Here is a 19,413-nt window from a genome sequence, read left to right as displayed (position 1 = left end):
GCGAGCCCGCAGGTCCCACCGGCAGAGCCGGATCGGTACGACCACACCCACCTCGGTTCACGGCGCGTGCCACTATTGAGACGTGAGCTTTTCCGACGTGCCCACCGTGTCGGTCGACCTGGTACCCGAACTCGGCGACGAGGTCGTCCTCCTCGACGTCCGTGAGGACGACGAATGGGAGCTCGGACACGCCCCCGGCGCGCTGCACATTCCGCTCGCCGACGTGCCCGCCCGTATCGAGGAACTCGACCCCGACGCCGAGATCTACGTGATCTGCAGGCAGGGCGGCCGCTCCCTCGGAGCGGTCGAGTACCTGGCCCGCCTCGGGTACGACACCTTCCAGGTGGCGGGCGGCATGGTGGCATGGCAGAAGCACGGATTTCCGCTCGTCTCCGAGCGTGACGAACCGGCGAAGATCTATTGATGTCGGCCTATCAGATCTGTGTGCGCTGTGAGAATCGCTGGCCCGTGACCTATCAGCCGCGGCAGTGGTGCCCGGCCTGCCGTGGTGTGCTGCTCTCACCCGTCGCCCCCGACGGGTCGGTTCCTCCCTCGCGCCGCAACTTCCGCTGGGTCGCGCGCCCCGCGGGTGGTCTTCCCGCGACCGAACAGAAGTCGCGGCCGCAGCAACGCTCGGATTCCGGGACACCGTCCTACCGCGAGATGCCGCGCTGGGGACTGCTCGATCCGCTCCCGGCCGACGACCACGAGGTGCCCGACCGCGCCGAAACCGCCGCCGACCTCGCACCGACGCTGCTCGTCGGTACCGCCGTCGTCTTCGGTCTCGCGGCGGTCGCAGAGGCCGTCCGGTACGGGGTGCTGCTGTTCAACCGAACCCGGCTCGTCGACCCGCTCGTGCTCGCGGTGTCGGATGCGGCGGTGTGGGCGACCCAGGTCGTCGGTCCGGTCGTGGCACTGGCGGCGGCGGTCGCGTCCGGACTCCGCCTGATCGACCTGCGCCGGCGCGTCTACGCCGAGCACGGTCTCGCCGACTCGCGTTCGCCGCTGTCCGTCCTGGCGGGGCTCGTCGTTCCCGGCCTCAACCTGGCGATGCCCGGTCTGTTCCTGACCGAGATCGCCGACCGCGACCCCCGGTTGCTCCGCGCAATCCGCACCTGGTGGGTGTTGTGGGTGGTCAACGGTGTGCTCGTCGTGGCGCTCCTCGCGTGGCGTCAGCACGACACGCTGCAGGCCCGTGCCGACGGTGTCCTGTTCACCGCCGTTCTCGCGGCGCTCGGGGCGGTCGTCGCGCTCGCGACCCTTCACGTGCTGCGCCTGTTCGACGATGCCGATCTGTGGGGACGGCCGCTGCGCCGGCGCCGGTTCACCCACGCGACCGGCCCGGCCTCGTCGCCGATCGCACCGATCGTCCCCGCGGCCGTCGCCCGCGAACGGGAGCACGCCGACGCCGACACTCGGGAAGAGCACGCCGGATCTGCGGAGCGAGTGGAGAACGAGGAGCGCGCCGAGGCGGTGGCGCCGTGACCCGCAGTGCGCATCCACGGGTCGTCGCGCATCGCGGCGCGTCGGCAGCGCTCCCCGAACACACGATCGGGGCGTACGAACTCGCGTTGAAGGAAGGCGCCGACGGCGTCGAATGCGATGTGCGGCTCACCCGCGACGGTCACCTGGTGTGCGTGCACGACCGCACGATCGACCGGACGTCGAACGGCACCGGTGTGGTCAGCGAGATGACCCTCGACGAGCTCGCACAGTTCGACTACGGACGGCCCGGCGAACCCGCCGACCTGCTCACCCTGCGGCAACTGCTCGAACTCGTCATGGACTTCACGAGCGTCCCGGTGAAGATCTTCGTCGAGACCAAGCATCCCGTCCGGTACGGCGGCCTCGTCGAGAGCAAACTGCTCGCCGAGCTCGCCCGATTCGGTCTCGCGACCCCGGCCTCCGCCGACTTCTCCCGGGTGGTGGTGATGTCGTTCGCGGCCGGTGCCGTCTGGCGCATCCGCCGGGCCGCGCCGTTGCTGCCCACCGTGCTGCTGGGGGAGACCTCGCGCTACCTGCGGGGGAGCGCAGCCACCACGGTGGGCGCGACCGCCGTGGGGCCGTCGATCGCGACGTTGCGCGAGCACCGCGACCTCGTCGACCGGGCAGCCCTGTCCGGCCGGGCCACGTACTGCTGGACCGTCGACGACCCCGCCGACGTCGAGTTGTGCCGTGAGCTGGGTGTCGAGTGGGTCGCCACGAACCACCCGGGCCGTACCAAGCTGCAGCTCGACGCCGCCTTCGATCGGTGAGCACGCGCCGCGACCCGCGCTACCTCGACCTCGCGGTGTGACCCGCGACCTCGGCATCGCGGCACAGGCCGGCGTGTAGGTTGGCGCCGTGGCCAAGAAGAGCAAGAGAAACAGCGGACCCAAGCCCGGCAGCAATCGCGCCGCGAAGCTCGAGCAGCGCCGGCTCGAGCGGGAAGCGGCGACCGCCGCGACGTCCCGGCCCTTCGAAGGACTCGCCTTCGAATGCGATCTCGTGGCACTGCGCGAGTTCGTGCCGTCGGCCCTCGCGGAGCTGCCCACAGCCGAGGACGGCCGCCGCGTCGTGGGCGCGACCATCCTTCCCGGCGGGGTGGCGGCACTGGTCCGCGAGGAGGACGGTGCGCCGGTCGCGTACGTCGGCCTGCAGCTCGCCGCCGGCTTCGGCCCCGACCCGGCGGGCGAACTGGCCGCGGCCCTGCACTGGGCGCACACGGCCGAGCCGGGATCGTCGCTGCAGGTCGCGAATGTCGACGACGACACCCCGTCGCTCGCGGACCTGATCGACCCGGCGGTCGTGCCGGCGATCACCGTCCACAACGACTTCGACTGGTGGATCCCGGCGGGTGTCGAACCGAGCGCCGAGATCGCACACACCGTCAAGCACGCGAACGAGGCCGTGCTGCCGTCGGCGCGGCTCGAGGGCGACGGCCTCCGTGGCGCGTGGTGGGTCGATCCGGGCGAGAAGGCACACCTGCGGTGGGTGCGACCCGAGGACGAGGACGCGCTGATGGCGGCATTGTCGCGCGTGCACGCCGCCGGTGGCCTGCACCTCGGTGAGGGATCGCGGTTCGCCGGTTCGTTCCGTACCCACGGCCTGCTGGTGCCGGTGTTCGATCTCGACCGCGACAAGCACCCGGACGAATGGGTCGCCCCGACCATCGAGTTCGGACAGCGTCTCGACGAGGCCCTGGCTGTGGACGAACCGCTCACCGCCGCCGAACGACGGTCGCGCGACGGTCTGCGTAGCCGTCAGGTCACCCTGCGCTGACCCTGTCTACGCCGACCTTCCGGCACGAGTACGAAGGCCACCTCCCGCAGGAGGTGGCCTTCGTCGTTCCGGGTGGGCTGCCCCCGGATGGAGAAACGATCAGATGGCGCCGCCGGCGGCGAGCGGGGCATTGCCCCGCGGCTCGCTCGCCTTCGAATTCAGCTCGCGGGCCACGAAGTCCTCGAGGTTGAAGAGATTGGCGCCTGCACGATCGGCCACGGTCAGCAGGGTCGTCATCGTCGCGACCTCCTCGACCTGTTCCTGCAGGAACCACTGCATGAACTGCTCGCCGAGATAGTCGCCCTCGTCGCGTGCGGTGCGGGCGAGTTCGACGATCTGCTCGGTGACCTTCTTCTCCTGGGCGAGGGCCAGCGCGATCGGTTCGCGGGCCTCCTCGAACATCGACTGCACCGCGTCGACTCCCGTGAGGTCGACGGCCATGTCGCGGTCCAGGAAGTACTGGACGATCATCATGGCGTGGTTGCGCTCCTCGACGGCCTGCGCGTAGAAGTGCTTGGCCAGCTGCGGGAGATCGGTGTTGTCGTAGAAGACCGCGATGGCGATGTACTGATGCGACGCCGTGAACTCGTGGCGGATCTGGTCGTGCAGCAGGGTGTGGAACTTGGTCTTGGTCATGTCGCCCATCGTCGTCATGATCATGACATTAATGCAGGTCAGCGGGCTTTTCATCCAAGCATTGGCTACCCTTGGACTTCACAGCGTCGGCTACCCTACGGAAAATTCGGACAGCCTTGCCCAAGATCGAGATCTCTTCCGGGAGCCGTGTCAAGGGGCCGGCGCGAGAAGATCGGGCGGAATCGGGTCGCCCTCCGAGATCGCTCCGAAGAACGGAACGGCACGCTCACGGTCCCACAGCAGGACGTTGCCGATGCCGTAGACGTCGTCGAATCCGCCCACCGGAACCGTGGTGGTGACCGTCTCGCCGCGCATCGCCCACGCGAGTCGCGCCAGATTCCACAGGTGGTCGCCGTCGTCGACCCGCACCGACCCGGCCGCACCGGACATCAGCGACCACGCCCGGAACGGGTTCAGGAAGGTGCCGGGGCTCGTCGCCTTGCTCAGCAGCGCCGAGAGGAACAGACGCTGGTTGTTCATCCGGTCCAGATCGGCGAGCGGGGTCGCGCGCGTGCGCACGAAACCCAGAGCTTGCGGTCCGTTCAATTCCTGACATCCGGCTTCGAGCCTGAGCCCGGCGAGCGGGTCGTCGATCGGGTAGGGCACGCAGATGTCTACCCCGCCGACCGCGTCGACGATCGACGCGAACCCGCCGAAGCCGATCTCGGCGTAGTGGTCGATGTGCACTCCGGTGGCGCCCTCGACCGTCTGCACGAGCAGTTGCGGCCCGCCCAGCGCGAAGGACGCGTTGAGTTTGTCCTGACCGAAGCCCGGCACGCTCACGTAGGAGTCGCGGGGCAGGGAGACCATCGTCGTCGCGCCCCCACCGGGCGGGATGTGGACGAGCAGGACGGTGTCGGTGCGGTCGGCGCCGACCTCCCCGCCGGTCGCGAGTTCTTGTTCCTGCTCGGGAGTGAGGCCCACCCGGCTGTCGGAGCCGACGAGCAACCAGTTCGTGCCGGGAGTGTCGCCGACGCGACCGTCGTAGTCGGCCAGCGCATCGACGCGCGCGAGCTTGCCGTCGAGGTAGACCACGCTCGCACCCATCGCGACGACGAGCACGACCGCGGCGATCGCCAGTCGCCGCAGGATGCGCCGGGCACCGAGCGGACGTCGCGGTGCAGGCCGCGACGGCGGGGCCGCGGGACGTCGAGGAGGAGCGGGCGGGGGTGTGTTCCCACGCGGCGGTCGCCGGTTCGGGGCAGGTTCGGCGAACCGTTCGGGTCGTTGCGTCCGGGCCCACTCGCGGCGTTGCTGCTGCGGCGGCGGTTGCTGCCGGTCCTGTCGGGGAGTCCGGGCGGGCCGGTAGGTCGGTGCGGGCGCCTGCGACCACGCCTGCGGTGACTGTGGTCGGCCGTCGCGCCGGAGAACCTGAGTGCCCTCGGGGGACGGTGGCATGGCGTCGGGGCGACGCGGTGGCATGGCGTCGGGGCGACGCGGTGGCACGCCGCCGGAACGATTCGGCGGCACGGCACCGCGAGGTGCGGGCCGCCCGGGAGGAGGGCCCTGCGGGGGAGGTCCCTGCGGAGGCCGCGGCCGGTTCCGAGGGTCGCGAGGGTCGCCGTTCACCCGGACAACTCTACGTTCAGGGCAGCCAGGAGACGTGGCCCCTCAGTGCTTGGTAGCCGACGAAGGCGACGGTGTCGATGAGAGCGTGGGCGATCACGAGCGGCCACAACCGGCCGGTTCGCTGCCAGTACCGCCCGAACACCAGGCCCATGACCACGTTGCCGAACCCGCCGCCGATGCCTTGGTAGAGGTGATAGCTGCCGCGAAGCAGCGCGGAGGCGAGCAGCGACGAGTTCTCCGACCAGCCGAGCTGCCGCAGACGGGTGAGGAGATAGGCGACGACCAGGATCTCTTCCGCGCCGGAGTTGGCGATCGCCCACAGCACCTCGGTGGGCAACCGCCACCAGTAGTCCTCGAGCAGGCTCGGCGCGACCGTCAGGTTCAGGCCGGCGGCGCGCGCCACCAGGTACAACGCGAGGCCGGGGAGTCCGATCAGCGCGGCCAGACCCACGCCGGGCAGCAGATCGCGGCGCAGACCGGGCCGGGCGAGACCTGCGAGCCTCGGACCGACGCCGCTCCGCCACAGCAGGTACAGGCCGAGGGCGCCCCAGGCGAGCAATCGCACGATGCCGAGGAGTTGCCGGGCGAGATCGATGAACCCCTGCGACGAGCGCGGCGTGTTCAGGGCCACCGTCTGGTCCGACAGCGGTTCCGGTGCCAGCGCCGCCTCGGCCAGCGACAGGATCGACGAGATCCCGCTCAGGCCGAAGGTGACGAGCAGGACGATGGTGATCTCGATCCACAGCGCTCGGCGCTCGGCAGGGTCGAGGGGCGGCTCGGGGTTGCGGGAGGCGGGCCGCAGCCAGTCGCGGAGGGTCGTCACCGGAGCGATTGTGCCGGACCGTGCGCTCGGGTCCTTCGCAGTGGCAGGTGACCCACCCTCGTGGGTGACGTGTCCAATTTGACAGCCACCCTTGTGACCCATCACACTTCACAACGCCCGACCGATCGATCGCTCGGGTGCGGATAGGGGCCTGTGGGCCGAGGGGAAATCTGCGACCCGGAAGTAGGGACATGAACATCGAATCACCTGAGAAGAATTCCGCTGCAACAACTTCGGTGACTCTTGCATCGAAGAAAAAGTCTCTTCTCGCCAGCTCCGTCGGTAACATCCTGGAGTGGTACGAGTGGAGCGCCTACGCGGTGTTCGCTCCGTTCATCGCCGCAGCCATGTTCAACAGCGACAATCCGGTCTCGGCGCTGCTGTCCACGCTCGCGGTCTTCGCCGTCGGATTCCTGATGCGCCCGCTCGGCGGCATCGTGTTCGGCCGCATCGCCGACAAGCGCGGGCGCAAGTTCGTCCTCGTCACGACCATGCTCATGATGGCCGGCGGCAGCCTCGTCATCGGACTCATGCCGACCTACTCGTCGATCGGTGTGTGGGCGTCGCTGCTCCTGCTGCTCGCCCGCGTGGTGCAGGGCTTCGCGCACGGTGGCGAGTCGGCGACCGCCTACTCGTACGTCAGTGAGATCGCGCCGGCACATCGCCGGGGCATGTGGGGCAGTGTCGCCTTCGTCGCCATCTTCGGCGGTTCCGTGCTCGCGTACACGATCGGTGGAGCGGTCACCTCGACTCTCTCCGAGAGCGCGGTGGGTGAGTGGGGATGGCGCGTGCCGTTCCTCCTCGGCTTCTTCCTGGCCCTGTTCGCCCTCTACCTGCGACGCAGCATGGAGGAGAGCGAGGTCTTCGACCAGCAGGAGGCCCGGGTCGACGAACCGCGCATCCCCCGCAAGGTGGTCGTGCGCGCGATTCTGCTGATGATCGGTATGACCTCGGGTGTCACGGCCGCGCACTACACGTGGACCTCGTACGTGTCGACCTACGCGATCACGCAGAAGGGGATGGACGCCGACACCGCCTACTGGATGCTCGTCATCGCTCAGGTGATCGCGCTGGTGTCGCTGCCCTTCTGGGGTCTGCTCTCCGACCGGATCGGCCGGCGTCCCATGCTCGGCGGCTTCGCCGTCCTCATGTTCGCGTTGCAGATCCCGTTGACGTCGATGATCACGTCGTCCGGGTGGACGCTGCTCGTCGCGACCACCCTCGCCCTGCTCATCGTGTCGATCCCGGGCGCGATCCTGTCGTGCACCCTCTCGGAGAGCTTCCCGACCCGCCTGCGTACCCAGGCCATCGGGTTCGCGTACTCCTTCTCGGTGGCGGTCTTCGGTGGCACCGCGCCCTATCTGAACCAGCTGCTGACCGGCTGGGACATCGGTTGGGTCTTCGGGGTCTACATCATGGCGCTGTGTGTTGCGACCGGCATCGCGGCGCTGATCATGAAGGAGACGAAGGGTATCGATCTGCAGAAGGTCTGATCGGAGCCTTCCTACGGACGATCGACCCCACGGAAGATCGACCGGACCACCTCTGCCGCCGCGTGCCGGAGCGAACCGCTCAGGTCCGCGGCGGCAGTCCGTTGCGGAAGGGGCAGCCGGCCAGCAGGCGCAGCGCGCGGCTCAGGGCCGCGGGATCGTCGACCGGCTCGTGGAAGGGGATGCGCACGTCGTGGTCGTCGCCTTCGGATTCGACGCGCAGGCGCAGGCCGTAGCGGTCGAGGCCGAGGGGGCGGATCCGTCCGCCGCGATGCGCGGGCGGAATCCGTCGCGCGATCTGCCACACGATGTCGGCGTGGTCCTGTTCGAGGTGCTGGAGCCAGCCGGTCTCGAGTACCGCAAAGGGGTCGGGAGCAGCGTCGAGGACGTCGGTGACATCGACGGCTTCGGCTCCGGTGGTGTCGGCTGCGACGACGGAGTCGAGAGTCAGGCACAGGAGTTCGGAGCGGTGTCCGACGTCGAGGAGTTCGGGATGCGGGAGGATCTCGGCGATCTCGGCGGCGAGCCGGCGGGGATGGTCGACCGGACGCAGGGTGCCGCTGAGCCAGATGAGCGACCGCACCGGGTTGCGCAGTGCGATCGGCGAATGGTCGGTGAGCTCGAGCATCGCGGGGATTCCGGCGCTTCCGGCCTGCCAGGCGAGTGCGACGGGGAGGCTGTCCTCGGCGACGACGACGGCGACCTGCCCGTCGTCGAGGAGATGGTGGACGGAGGTGGGGAGCGGGTCGCATCCGTCGATCGCGAGCTGGGTCGTATCGGCCCGGATGAGCGCTGTGCGTACACGTTCGGCCGTGGTCGGCGCGGGAATGACGGATGTGGTGGTCTGCATGTCAACCCCTCCTTCTCGATGTAGGTGAGGCAAACCTAAGTCATTGTGACCGCGGTCGCAAGTGGTCCCATCTCCTCGTCGCCGGTGGTTCAGGCAGCCGGTCCGTAGGTGAGATGCACGACGCCGTTCCCGAAGGACTCGCTGCCCAGCAGTGTGAGTGGTAGACGACCCACCCCGTCGGGGAACAGGCGCGCACCCGAACCGAGCACCACGGGGTACATCAGCAGGTGAAGTTCGTCGACCAGGCCGTCGGCGAGGAGCGCGCGGACGAGCGTCCCGCTGCCGCTGACGTAGATGTCGCCGTCGGTTGCGGCCTTCAGGTCGCGTATCGCACCCGGATCGTACGGTCCGAGAACCGTCGAGTTCTTCCACTCGTCGCCGTTGTCGAGTGTCGACGACACCACGTACTTCGGGGTCTCGTTGAAGAACGGTGCCCCGGGATCGTCCTCGGCGGTGCGGTCGGCCCAGCCCGCGGCGAACATGTGGAATGTGTTGCGTCCGAGCAGAATCGCCTTGCTGGAGTCGGTGAGGCGGCCCACGCTCGCACCGAGGTCGTCCGGGAACCCGTAGTCGGCCGTGAAGCTCGGGTCCTCGTATCCTCCGTCGAGACTCACGAATTCGTGCACCAGGATCCTGCCCATCGGAATGCTCCCTCGTTCGTCGGAGTGCTCCTCCGCGTCGCGGAGGGTGTGCACATGATGACCGTCACAGCCGACAGAAATCATCGGTTCCATGACACCGCCGTACGGCTCGACGGCGACGCCGGTGCCGTCTCGCCCGGCGGTAGCCTGAACCGGTGCCGATCCCTCTTCCCCTCGGAATGCCGCCGTCCCGCGACGAATCGCGAGGATTACTCGACGCACTGCTCACCCGCCGGCACGCCACCCTGCACGGCGCTCTCGCCGCGACCGGCCGCATGCTCGCCCCGCCGATCGTCCCGGCCGCTGCCGTCACCGGATCGCCGACCCGCGAGCTCGTCGTCGAACTCGATGCCTCGGCCGAACTGCCCTCGCCCGCCGGGTGGCGTCCGGTCCGCTATCAGGTCGAGTGTGCGGCCGAGGATCTCGAGGATGTTCTCGCGATCACCGCACCTGCACCCCTGGTCGTGTACCCGCACGTGTCCGACGCCGCGCTCGCCGACGCTGCCCGCGCGCTCACCGAGGCGGGCCACATCCCGGGCCTGACCGCAGGTCGCGGGGCCGACGCCGTCGCCGACTTCCTCGCCGTCCTCGCCCACGCCGACACCGGCTACGCCGCCCGCGCGACCGGAACCGACGACGTGGTCGCCCTGCTCGCCGCCACCGTCGCGGCGCTGAGCGGTTTCGATGTCCGGGCCGCCCTCGCGACTCCCGACGTGGGCCGGCTCCGGCGGCTCGTCCCCGAGGCGGCCGCCGCGGTGCGGGAGATCCTCCTGGTCGTGGAGGTCGACGACACCGACGGCGTCGGCCGGGATCTCGAGGCGCTCGATCTCACCGGGAGCTGATCCGGGTTCACGCGGACTCCACCTTCCGGTCACTGCCGATGCGTAACCTCGTACACGTGCCACGTATCGCCTATTTCGGACCGACGGGAACGTTCACCGAGATGGCTCTCGACCGCTTCGAGAGCCTCGGTGCACTCGACGTGCTCGTCGGCGAGTCCGCCGACGTCGAGCGCGTCTCGGCCGCCAGCCCACCGGCTACCCTGCAACTCCTGCGGGACCAGCAGGTCGACGGTGCCGTCGTCCCCATCGAGAGTTCGGTCGAGGGTTCGGTGCCGCCCACCATGGACGCTCTGGCGCTCGGGCCGCGCCTGCAGATCGTCGCCGAGGTCGAGCTCGACATCGCGTTCACGGTGGTCACCCGCGAAGGGGTCACCCGCGATCAGGTCCGCACGATCGGCGCCTATCCGGTGGCCGCGGCGCAGGTGCGGCGCTGGATCGAGGACCACCTGCCCGCCGCCGAGGTCGTGACCGCCGCCTCCAACGCCGGAGCGGCCGAGGACGTCGTGTCCGGAAAGGTCGACGCGGCCGTGTCCACCGCACTCGCCGGGCAGCGGCTCGGCCTGTCGGTTCTCGCCGACAAGGTCGCCGACTTCGAGGGCGCCCGTACCCGCTTCGTCCTCGTCACCCGGCCGCGGCCGGTGCCGAAACGCACCGGTGTCGACCGCACCTCGGTCGTGCTGCAACTCCCCAACGAGCCGGGCTCGCTGGTGCGCGCGATCACCGAGTTCTCCACGCGCGGAATCGATCTGTCCCGCATCGAATCCCGGCCGACCCGCAGGGAATACGGCACCTACTTCTTCCACTTGGACTGTGTGGGTCACATCGACGACGCGCTGGTCGCCGAGGCACTGCAGGGATTGCACCGCTTCGCGCAGGTGCGGTTCCTCGGATCGTGGCCCGCTGTGTCCGAACACGGTGTCCCGCCCGTGTCGGACGACGAGGATGCGCGGTGGCTCGACCGGCTGCGGCGCGGAGAGGACTGACGGTGAGCGGCAGATTGATCCTGGCCCGGCACGGCCAGACGGTGGCGAACGTCGCCCGGAGACTCGATACGAAACTTCCCGGAGCGGAGCTCACCGAGCTCGGCGTCGAACAGGCCCGCACGCTCGGGAAGAATCTCGTCGAGCGGACGCCCTCGCTGCTCGTCGCGTCGCAGGCGCTGCGGGCCCGGCAGACGGCCGACCACGCGGGATCCGCGGTGTCGCTGGAGACGAGCGTCCGCGAGGGCGTGCACGAGGTGCAGGTCGGGGAACTCGAGGACCGCAGTGACGAGGAATCGCACAAGCTGTTCATGAAGGTCTATGAGGAATGGCACAACGGCGACCTGCGGGCGCGGGTCCCGGGCGGTGAATCGGCGCTCGACGTGCTCGACCGGTATCTGCCCGTTCTCGAGTCGCTGCGCAGCGATTATCTCGACGCGGGCTCGGGCGACGTGGTGGTCGTCAGCCACGGTGCCGCCATCCGGCTCGTGGCGGCCTATCTGGGGAAGGTGCCGGCCGGTTTCGCCATCACGAATCACCTGGCCAACACCGAGACGGTCGAGCTGGCGCCGGTGTCCGGCGGGTGGGAATGCGTGCGCTGGGGATCCTTCCTCGCGCCCTTCCACGACACCGCCCGCGGCGGTGCCGACGATCCGATGGGGTGATACCGCCCACCTTCCGATCCTTCGATCGCAAAACATGCGGGTATCCTCGGGGCGTCCGTGTGAAAGTAGCGATCGGTAGGTAGGTGCGGTTTCATGGGTGCTTCGAGCGACGGGGCCGACACCCTCACCAACGGTGAGTCGATCCCGGATTGGCGCATCCTCGAACCGATGCAGCTGAGTCCCATCCTCACCGCTGCCCTCGACGCGTTCTACGAGACCGGCTTCCACGGCACCTCGGTGCGGGAGATCGCGCGTCGCGTCGGCGTCACCGTTCCGGCGCTCTACTACCACCACGAGAACAAGGAAGGGCTGCTCATCGCCCTTCTCGAACTGTCCACGAGCGATGTGCTCTCCCGCGCGCACGCCGCCGCCGAAGATGCCGACGGCGACCCGGTACGCAGGCTGTCGAACGTTATCGAGGCGATCGTGCTGCGCATGACGATGCGGGCCCGCCTCGCTGCGCTCGAGGGTGAGGCCCGCTATCTGAGCCCCGAGAACCGCCAGCGCTACCGCGCGGTGCGCAAGGGCGTCGAGCAGTTGGTGCGCCAGATCGTCGAGGAGGGCGTCGCAGCGGACGTGTTCGACGTGGACGATGCCGCCGAGACGACCCGTGCCCTGCTCGGCATGTGCCAGTCGATCCCGCGCTGGTACCACGCGGAGGGCACGCTCAGCCCCGAGGCCGTCGCACAGAAGTACGTCGGTATCGCCCTCAAGACCGTCGGCGCCTGAGACGATCCGGAGTCAGTGACGGTCGAACCAGGTGACCTGTGTGCCGTTGCTGAATTCCTCGCGCGCGGTGACGTCGAATGGGGTGGGGACGAAGTTGCCGGACAGTGCCGGGATGCCGTCGCCCGCGATCACGGGATAGCTCTTGAAGACCAGCCGGTCGATCTCGTCGACGAGCTGCCCCGCGATGTTGCCGCCGCCGCAGAGCCAGATATCCAGTCCATCTTCGGCTTTCAGCGTGCGGACCAGCTCGACGGGATCGGTGTCGACAATCCGGACCTGCGGGTCGTCGACCGGCGCGAGAGTGCGGGACACGACGTACTGCTGCATGTGGCTGTACGGGCTCGTGAGTCCCAGTGAGAGACCGGGTTCGTAGGCGCCGCGCCCCATGATCACCGTGTCCCATTCCTTGTTCGGTGTGTCGACGGGCATGCCGATCTGTTCGCGGAGCGCGGTCGGGACGGCCTCCGGATATCTCGCGCTCATCGCCGCCGCCATGTCGTCGCAGATCGGATAGAAGTCGTACTCCCCGTTCGGGCCTGCGATGTAACCGTCGAGCGTCACTGCCACGTAGTAGACGAGTTTCCGCATGCGGACCACCATTCATAGTACTATGAGTGAAGTGGTTTGAACGTAGTACTACATATGGAGTGGTGTCAAGTGGTTCGGACGAATCCGGAACGGCGACAGGCCTTGTTGGATGCCTCGATCGAGGTGCTCGCGCGCGACGGCGCCCGCGGGTTGACCTTCCGTGCGGTGGACAAGGAGGCGGGGGTGCCCACGGGTACGGCGTCGAACTACTTCGCCAACCGCGACGATCTGCTCGTCCAGGTGGGTCACCGCTACTACGAGCGACTTCTGCCCGCCGACGAGGTCATGGCGCAATCGCACGGACCGCAGACCCGCGAATCCATGATCGGGCTGATGACGGAGGTGGTCGATCGGCTCACGCGGTTCCGCGCCGGCTACCTCGCGCTCCTCGAACTACGCCTCGAAGCGACCCGGCGTCCCGAACTGCAGGCACTGCTCACCGAACGGGTGCGCGCCGACCTGGATTTCAACATCGCCAACTACCGGCTGTCCGGCCTGCCGGGTGGCGAGGACGCCGTCGTGCTGCTCTATCTCGCGCTGAACTGGCTGGTTCTCGACAGGCTCACCCTGCCCGGAATCGTCGACGAGCATCGTGCCGCCGAGTTGGTGCGGGCGGCCGTCGAACGCGTGATCCCCGACGACGCCTGAAAGATCTCGGTGGAGCCGGCCCCGCTGAGCGGGGCCGGCTCCACCGAAATCGTCAACGGCTCAGCGCCGGAAGTTCGCGGGGCGCTTCTCCTGGAAGGCCGTCACACCTTCGGCGAAGTCCGCGCTGCCGAGCAGGACGAGCTGCCCCTTCCGCTCCCGAGCGAAGGCATTGTCGAGTTCGGTGAGCGTCGCGTCGTTGATCGCGTTCTTCGTCGACTCGAAGGCGGCCGACGGGCCGCCGGCGAGTCGCTGTACGAGAGTTTCTACTGCACTGTCGAATTCGTCGTCGGACCAGACCTCGGCGATGAGGCCGGCCGCGAGGGCCTCGGTGGTGGGGAGGCGCTCGGCGAGCAGGGCCATCTTCAACGCCCGCGCGCGTCCGATGGACGCGGCGATCAGTGCGGATGCTCCGCCGTCGGGCATCAGCCCGATCTTCGTGAACGCGAGCAGGAAGTATCCCGATTCCTTCGCGACGGTGAGATCGCATGCGAGCGCGAGGGATACGCCGACACCTGCGGCCACACCGTTGACGGCGCCGACGACCGGGCGCGGGAATGCGCGGATCGCCGCGGTGGCACGGTTGGCGGCGTCGATCGTGTCGGCGCTCGGGGGTGCGCTCAGATCGCGACCGGCGATGTCGGCACCCGAGCAGAATGCGCGACCGGCACCGGTGAGCACCGCGACGCGTACGGCCGGATCATCGGCGTACTTCTCGAAGGCCTCGGCGACCGCGTCGAGCGTCTCGGTCTTCACGGCGTTCATTCGTGCGGGCCGGTTCAGGGTGACGCGCAGGACGCCGTCGTCGACGGTCGTGTCGACACCGGGCAGGTCATCGGTCATGGCTGTGCTCCTAGGGTCGTGAAGTCAGGTCGAGCGCGACCTTGCCGGTCGCGGAACGGTTCTCGAGCGAACGCAGCGCGGTGGGTGCCTCGTCGAGGGGGTGAAGCGTGGGTTCGGGCACGACGAGCGTCCCGTCGCGCAGCAGCGGTTCGAGCGCGGCCCACTGCCGCGCCGGGTAGTCGGGGACGGTGCGGAGGTACTCGCCCCAGCCGGCGCCGACGACCGAAATATTTTTCAGCAGAAGGCGATTGACCTTCACGGTGGGAATGCTACCGCCGGTGAAGCCGAGGACCACGGCCCGCCCACCCGGGGCGAGGCTGCGCAGGCTGTCGGTGAACCGGTCGCCGCCGACGGGATCGAGCACGATGTCCACCCCGCGACCGCCGGTGAGTTCGAGGACGCGGTCCTTGAAGCCGTCGGCGAGGACGGTGTGGGTCGCGCGGTGGGCCTTGGCCACCGCGGCCTTCTCCTCGGTGCTCACCACCGCGATCGTCTCGAGCCCGAGCGCCGCCGCGACCTGCAGCGACGCCACTCCGAGGCCACCCGCCGCGCCGTGGACGAGCACGGTCTCACCGGCCCGGTACCGAGCGCGCTCGTCGAGGGCGAAATGCGCGGTGAGGTAGTTCATGAGCATCCCGGCGCCCGCGGTCAGCGACACACTGTCGGGCAGTGGGAACACCAGTTCAGGCGGCAGCGCGACGGTCTGCTGCCACGATCCGGCGATGGACAGCACGGCGACGCGCTGTCCGGCGGCGAGGCCACTGTCCTCCGGGGCGCTGCGGACGATGCCCGCGCCTTCGGCGCCGAGGACGCACGGCAGCGGCCGAACCATCTGGTAGCCGCCGGTCGTCTGCAGCAGATCGGGGAAGGACACCCCGGCGGCGTGCAGGTCGACGAGGACGAGCGAGTCGCCCGCCTCGGGTTCGGGGATGTCGGTCACGCGGACGGCGTCGGGGCCGGCGTGTTCGGTCAGTTGGGCTGCGCGCACGGGCGTCTCCTCGACTCGGGTCGTGCTCAATCACTATCAGAGTCGCTTAGCGTGCGCTAGCTCTCCGGGACCGTTGACCGAGCGCTAAGTCCGTGATAAAGCTTTAGCGATCGATAAGTACGTCGCTGGGAACGTCTCCGGCCCGCACTCTGCACCTTCGAAAGGATCGTCATGACCAACGCTGTCATCGTCGACGTGGTCCGCACCGCCGTCGGTAAGGGCAAGCCGGGTGGCGCCCTGTCCGGCACTCATCCCGTCGAACTTCTCGCCCACGTCCTCCGCTCCCTCGTCGAACGCAACGGCATCGACCCCGCGCAGGTCGACGACGTGATCGGCGGTTGCGTCAACCAGGCCTCCGAGCAGTCCCTCAACATCTCGCGCACCGCGCTGCTCGCCGCCGGATTCCCCGAGTCCGTGCCCGCGACCACCATCGACCGCCAGTGCGGGTCGAGCCAGCAGGCCGCGCACTTCGCCGCGCAGGGCATCATCGCCGGCGCCTACGACATGGTCATCGCGTGCGGTGTCGAGTCGATGAGCCGCATCCCCATGGGCACCTCGTCGATGGGCAAGGACACCCACGGCCCGAGCATCCGCGCTCGTTACCCCGAGGGTCTGGTCAACCAGGGCATCTCCGCCGAGCTCATCGCCGCCAAGTGGAAGCTCGACCGCGACGCGCTCGACGCCTACTCGGCGCGCTCGCACCAGCGCGCTGCCGAGGCCATCGCGGCCGGTTTCTTCGACAAGGAAATCGTCCCGATCGACGTGACGAATGCCGCCGGTGAGCAGGTCCGGCACACCGTCGACGAGACGGTGCGCGCCACCACCACCGCCGAAGGTCTTGCCGGTCTGAAGCCCTCGTTCTACACCGAGGACTATGCCGCCCGCTTCCCCGAGGCGCAGTGGATCATCACCCCCGGCAACTCCTCGCCGCTCACCGACGGTGCCTCCGCTGCACTGATCATGAGCGAGGAACTGGCGAACAAGCTCGGCCTCACGCCACGGGCGCGTTTCCACTCGTTCTCCGTCGCCGGCGACGACCCGGTCTTCATGCTCACCGCGCCGATCCCCGCGACGCAGAAGGTCCTCGCCAAGGCGGGCCTGAGCATCGACGACATCGACGCTTACGAGGTCAACGAGGCCTTCGCTCCCGTGCCGCTCGCGTGGGCACACGAATTCGGCGCCGATCCGGCCAAGCTCAACCCGCGGGGCGGTGCGATCGCGCTCGGCCACGCGCTCGGATCGTCGGGTACCCGCCTGCTGTCCACTCTCGTCAACCACCTCGAGGCCACCGGCGGACGCTACGGCCTGCAGACCATGTGCGAGGGCGCGGGCATGGCCAACGCCACCATCATCGAACGTATCTGAGTCACAACAACATCGAAGGGAAGAACATGATCGTCAACGACAGCGTCGCCGTCGTCACCGGTGGTGCCTCCGGCCTCGGTCTCGCCACCGTCAAGGCTCTGCTGAACGACGGTGCGCAGATCGTCATCATCGATCTGCCGTCGTCCAACGGTGAGACCATCGCCAAGGAGCTCGGCGACCGCGTCCGCTTCGTCGCCGCCGACGTCACCGACGAGGCCGCCGTCACCGAAGCTCTCGACGTCGCCGAGTCGCTCGGCCCGCTGCGGGTCGCGGTGAACTGCGCCGGCATCGGCAACGCGATCAAGACCGTGAGCAAGAAGGGCGCCTTCCCGCTCGACGCGTTCAAGAAGGTCGTCGACGTCAACCTCTTCGGCACGTTCAACGTCATCCGCCTGGCCGCCGAGCGGATCGCCAAGACCGAGCCGATCGACGGCGAGCGCGGCGTGATCATCAACACCGCCTCCGTTGCGGCCTTCGACGGCCAGATCGGCCAGGCCGCCTACTCGGCGTCCAAGGGCGGCGTCGTCGGCATGACCCTGCCGATCGCCCGCGACCTCGCGTCGCTGCTCATCCGCGTCGTCACCATCGCGCCGGGCCTGTTCAAGACCCCGTTGCTCGGTTCGCTGCCGCAAGAGGCCCAGGACTCCCTCGGCCAGCAGGTGCCGCACCCCGCGCGTCTGGGCGATCCGTCCGAGTACGGTGCCCTCGCCGCGCACATCGTCTCCAACCCGATGCTCAACGGCGAGGTCATCCGCCTCGACGGCGCGATCCGCATGGCTCCGCGCTGACCCGAGCACCGACTGTGAGAGGAGGGGGTCGATGACCCTGCCGTACGAGGCCGAGGAATCCGGCGCGCCCCGCGCGGACGTGCAGTCCGCGGACTGGCGCGAGTTCCAGCCTCTGGGGCTCGACCCCATCCTCGAACACGCCCTGGAAGCGTTCAGCGAGAACGGTTTCCATGGCGCCACCGTCCGCGACCTGGCCCGTCGGGTCGGCGTGACGGTGCCCGCGCTGTACTACCACTACGAGAACAAGGAAGCCGTTCTCGTCACGCTGCTCGACGCCGCCGTCCTCGACCTCATCGACCGTGTCTCGGCTGCGGTCGCGGACGGTGGCGACGATCCGGTCGCCCGATTCTCCAACGCTGTCGAGGCGATCGTTCTCAACATGACTCACCGCGCGCAGCGTTCGGCCCTGGACTCGGAAGTGCGCCACATCGCACCCGAGAACCGCCGCACGTATGCCGCGACCCGCAAACGCCTCGAACTCATGATGCTCGACCTGGTGCGCGAGGGCGTCGAGCAACAGGTGTTCGAGGTCGACGACGTCGAGGAGGCCGTGCGGGCTCTCCTCGGGATGTTCCAATCCATCGTCCGCTGGTACCAACTCGACGGGCCCCTCACACCCGCTCAGGTCGCGCAGCGGTACATCGTGATCGCGTTGCGGATCGTCGGTCACCACCCGACCGCCTGAGAGTCTCCGAACCCCCTCCACTGCAAGGAGTCCATGCCGTGCTGACCACCGCCTTCACCGAAACCTTCGGCGTCCGACATCCCATCGTGCAGGGAGGGATGCAGTGGGTCGGCCGCGCCGAACTCGTCGCCGCGGTCGCCAATGCCGGCGCGCTCGGCATGATCACTGCACTGACGCAGCCGACACCCGAGGATCTCGCGAAGGAGATCGCCCGCACCCGCGAGCTCACCGACCAGCCGTTCGGCGTCAACCTCACGATCCTGCCGGCGATCACTCCGCCGCCCTACGAGGAGTACCGCCAGGTCATCATCGACTCCGGCGTCAAGATCGTCGAGACCGCCGGATCCAACCCGGCTCCGCACCTGCCCGACTTCCACGCCGCTGGAATCAAGGTGCTGCACAAGTGCACCAGCGTCCGGCATGCGGTCAAGGCGCAGGACATCGGTGTCGACGGCATCAGCATCGACGGCTTCGAATGCGCCGGGCATCCCGGTGAGGACGATGTCCCCGGTCTCGTGCTCATCGCTGCCGCGGCCGAGAAGATCACGATCCCGATGATCGCCTCCGGCGGCTTCGGCGACGGTCGCGGTCTCGTTGCCGCCCTGGCTCTCGGCGCCGACGGCATCAACATGGGCACCCGCTTCATGTGCACGGTCGAGTCCCCGATCCACCAGAAGATCAAGGAAGCGATCGTCGCGGCGAACGAGACCGACACCGAACTCATCTTCCGTCCGCTGCGTAACACCGCCCGCGTGGCGAGCAACACCGTCAGCCGTGAGGTCGTCGAAATCCTCGACCGCGGTGGACAGTTCGAGGACGTGCGTGAACTCGTCGCCGGCGCCCGCGGTCGCCTCGTCTACGAGAACGGCGATCCCGAGGCCGGCATCTGGACGGTCGGCACCGTCCAGGGAATCATCCACGACATCCCCACCGCGGGGGACTTGGTCGAACGCATCGTCGCCGACGCCGAGAGCCTCATCGCGGAGCGTCTGAGCGGCATGATGTCGCGCGTGAACGCCTAGGAG

22 protein-coding genes are annotated in these 19,413 nt (G+C 68.7%); 14 read left to right on the top strand and 8 right to left on the bottom strand.

Annotated elements, in window-relative coordinates; all coding sequences use genetic code 11:
• The first annotated feature begins 97 nt into the window (after positions 1 to 97).
• From GON09_RS17055 to GON09_RS17040, 4 genes are all read left to right on the top strand, one after another.
• The gene (locus GON09_RS17055) at positions 98 to 424 is read left to right on the top strand and encodes a rhodanese-like domain-containing protein (protein ID WP_213934501.1); all 327 of its coding nucleotides are present in this window, start codon (positions 98 to 100) and stop codon (positions 422 to 424) included.
• Positions 424 to 1,485 carry a DUF4328 domain-containing protein gene (locus GON09_RS17050; RefSeq protein WP_213932813.1) on the top strand — a complete coding sequence of 354 codons (1,062 nt, stop codon included), beginning with the start codon at positions 424 to 426 and terminating at the stop codon, positions 1,483 to 1,485. The genes GON09_RS17055 and GON09_RS17050 overlap by 1 nt, the downstream gene beginning before the upstream one ends.
• The gene (locus GON09_RS17045) at positions 1,482 to 2,255 is read left to right on the top strand and encodes a glycerophosphodiester phosphodiesterase (RefSeq protein ID WP_213932812.1); all 774 of its coding nucleotides are present in this window, start codon (positions 1,482 to 1,484) and stop codon (positions 2,253 to 2,255) included. The genes GON09_RS17050 and GON09_RS17045 overlap by 4 nt, the downstream gene beginning before the upstream one ends.
• Positions 2,256 to 2,343: 88 nt before the next feature.
• Positions 2,344 to 3,261 carry a DUF5926 family protein gene (locus GON09_RS17040; protein ID WP_213932811.1) on the top strand — a complete coding sequence of 306 codons (918 nt, stop codon included), beginning with the start codon at positions 2,344 to 2,346 and terminating at the stop codon, positions 3,259 to 3,261.
• 99 nt (positions 3,262 to 3,360) lie between these two features.
• Here GON09_RS17040 and GON09_RS17035 read toward each other — a convergent pair whose 3' ends face one another.
• From GON09_RS17035 to GON09_RS17025, 3 genes are all read right to left on the bottom strand, one after another.
• Positions 3,361 to 3,921: a ferritin gene (locus GON09_RS17035; protein WP_213932810.1), complete on the bottom strand. Its 561-nt coding sequence runs from the start codon at positions 3,919 to 3,921 to the stop codon at positions 3,361 to 3,363.
• A gap of 126 nt (positions 3,922 to 4,047) precedes the next feature.
• Positions 4,048 to 5,319, bottom strand: coding sequence for an LCP family protein (locus tag GON09_RS17030; RefSeq protein ID WP_441347327.1), 1,272 nt, complete (start codon positions 5,317 to 5,319; stop codon positions 4,048 to 4,050).
• A gap of 163 nt (positions 5,320 to 5,482) precedes the next feature.
• Positions 5,483 to 6,289 carry a CPBP family intramembrane glutamic endopeptidase gene (locus GON09_RS17025; RefSeq protein WP_213932809.1) on the bottom strand — a complete coding sequence of 269 codons (807 nt, stop codon included), beginning with the start codon at positions 6,287 to 6,289 and terminating at the stop codon, positions 5,483 to 5,485.
• A gap of 191 nt (positions 6,290 to 6,480) precedes the next feature.
• On the opposite strand from GON09_RS17025, the gene GON09_RS17020 reads away from it, so the two are divergent.
• Complete coding sequence (locus GON09_RS17020; protein WP_213932808.1) at positions 6,481 to 7,782, top strand: MFS transporter; 1,302 nt, start codon at positions 6,481 to 6,483, stop codon at positions 7,780 to 7,782.
• Positions 7,783 to 7,861: 79 nt separating this feature from the next.
• Here the strand turns inward: GON09_RS17020 and GON09_RS17015 are convergent, their stop codons facing one another.
• Positions 7,862 to 8,629, bottom strand: coding sequence for a DUF2470 domain-containing protein (locus tag GON09_RS17015; protein ID WP_213932807.1), 768 nt, complete (start codon positions 8,627 to 8,629; stop codon positions 7,862 to 7,864).
• Between the two features lie 89 nt (positions 8,630 to 8,718).
• Positions 8,719 to 9,270 carry a dihydrofolate reductase family protein gene (locus GON09_RS17010; protein ID WP_213932806.1) on the bottom strand — a complete coding sequence of 184 codons (552 nt, stop codon included), beginning with the start codon at positions 9,268 to 9,270 and terminating at the stop codon, positions 8,719 to 8,721.
• Positions 9,271 to 9,449: 179 nt separating this feature from the next.
• Here GON09_RS17010 and GON09_RS17005 point away from each other — a divergent pair, with 179 nt between their 5' ends.
• The 4 genes from GON09_RS17005 to GON09_RS16990 all read left to right on the top strand — a co-directional run bounded on the left by GON09_RS17005 (position 9,450) and on the right by GON09_RS16990 (position 12,486).
• Complete coding sequence (locus tag GON09_RS17005) at positions 9,450 to 10,112, top strand: hypothetical protein (RefSeq protein WP_213934499.1); 663 nt, start codon at positions 9,450 to 9,452, stop codon at positions 10,110 to 10,112.
• A 56-nt stretch (positions 10,113 to 10,168) separates the two neighbouring features.
• Positions 10,169 to 11,095 (top strand): prephenate dehydratase, encoded by a 927-nt coding sequence (gene pheA / locus GON09_RS17000; protein WP_213932805.1) that lies wholly within the window; start codon positions 10,169 to 10,171, stop codon positions 11,093 to 11,095.
• Positions 11,096 to 11,097: 2 nt separating this feature from the next.
• Positions 11,098 to 11,757, top strand: a complete 660-nt coding sequence (locus GON09_RS16995) for a histidine phosphatase family protein (RefSeq protein ID WP_213932804.1) — start codon at positions 11,098 to 11,100, stop codon at positions 11,755 to 11,757.
• A gap of 93 nt (positions 11,758 to 11,850) precedes the next feature.
• Positions 11,851 to 12,486 (top strand): TetR/AcrR family transcriptional regulator, encoded by a 636-nt coding sequence (locus GON09_RS16990; protein WP_213932803.1) that lies wholly within the window; start codon positions 11,851 to 11,853, stop codon positions 12,484 to 12,486.
• Between the two features lie 12 nt (positions 12,487 to 12,498).
• Here GON09_RS16990 and GON09_RS16985 read toward each other — a convergent pair whose 3' ends face one another.
• Positions 12,499 to 13,074, bottom strand: a complete 576-nt coding sequence (locus GON09_RS16985) for a dihydrofolate reductase family protein (protein ID WP_213934498.1) — start codon at positions 13,072 to 13,074, stop codon at positions 12,499 to 12,501.
• Positions 13,075 to 13,143: 69 nt separating this feature from the next.
• Here GON09_RS16985 and GON09_RS16980 point away from each other — a divergent pair, with 69 nt between their 5' ends.
• Complete coding sequence (locus GON09_RS16980) at positions 13,144 to 13,722, top strand: TetR/AcrR family transcriptional regulator (RefSeq protein WP_213932802.1); 579 nt, start codon at positions 13,144 to 13,146, stop codon at positions 13,720 to 13,722.
• Between the two features lie 60 nt (positions 13,723 to 13,782).
• On the opposite strand, the gene GON09_RS16975 is transcribed toward GON09_RS16980, so the two are convergent.
• Both GON09_RS16975 and GON09_RS16970 read right to left on the bottom strand, forming a co-directional pair.
• Complete coding sequence (locus GON09_RS16975; RefSeq protein WP_213932801.1) at positions 13,783 to 14,562, bottom strand: enoyl-CoA hydratase; 780 nt, start codon at positions 14,560 to 14,562, stop codon at positions 13,783 to 13,785.
• Positions 14,563 to 14,572: 10 nt separating this feature from the next.
• Complete coding sequence (locus GON09_RS16970) at positions 14,573 to 15,550, bottom strand: NADPH:quinone oxidoreductase family protein (protein ID WP_213932800.1); 978 nt, start codon at positions 15,548 to 15,550, stop codon at positions 14,573 to 14,575.
• 171 nt (positions 15,551 to 15,721) lie between these two features.
• On the opposite strand from GON09_RS16970, the gene GON09_RS16965 reads away from it, so the two are divergent.
• Genes GON09_RS16965 through GON09_RS16950 form a run of 4 tightly spaced genes read left to right on the top strand, consistent with a single transcriptional unit; the run spans position 15,722 to position 19,410 of the window.
• Positions 15,722 to 16,915, top strand: a complete 1,194-nt coding sequence (locus GON09_RS16965; protein ID WP_213932799.1) for a thiolase family protein — start codon at positions 15,722 to 15,724, stop codon at positions 16,913 to 16,915.
• A 26-nt stretch (positions 16,916 to 16,941) separates the two neighbouring features.
• Positions 16,942 to 17,703, top strand: a complete 762-nt coding sequence (locus GON09_RS16960; protein ID WP_213932798.1) for a 3-hydroxyacyl-CoA dehydrogenase — start codon at positions 16,942 to 16,944, stop codon at positions 17,701 to 17,703.
• 31 nt (positions 17,704 to 17,734) lie between these two features.
• Positions 17,735 to 18,388 carry a TetR/AcrR family transcriptional regulator gene (locus tag GON09_RS16955; RefSeq protein WP_213932797.1) on the top strand — a complete coding sequence of 218 codons (654 nt, stop codon included), beginning with the start codon at positions 17,735 to 17,737 and terminating at the stop codon, positions 18,386 to 18,388.
• A gap of 38 nt (positions 18,389 to 18,426) precedes the next feature.
• A complete protein-coding gene (locus tag GON09_RS16950; RefSeq protein WP_213932796.1) occupies positions 18,427 to 19,410 on the top strand; it encodes an NAD(P)H-dependent flavin oxidoreductase in 984 nt (327 codons plus the stop codon).
• The last annotated feature ends 3 nt before the right edge of the window (positions 19,411 to 19,413 follow it).

It is taken from the genome of Rhodococcus sp. B50, assembly GCF_013602415.1.
In the GTDB taxonomy this organism is placed as follows: domain Bacteria; phylum Actinomycetota; class Actinomycetes; order Mycobacteriales; family Mycobacteriaceae; genus Rhodococcus.
This window is presented reverse-complemented; position numbering and strand designations above follow the sequence as displayed.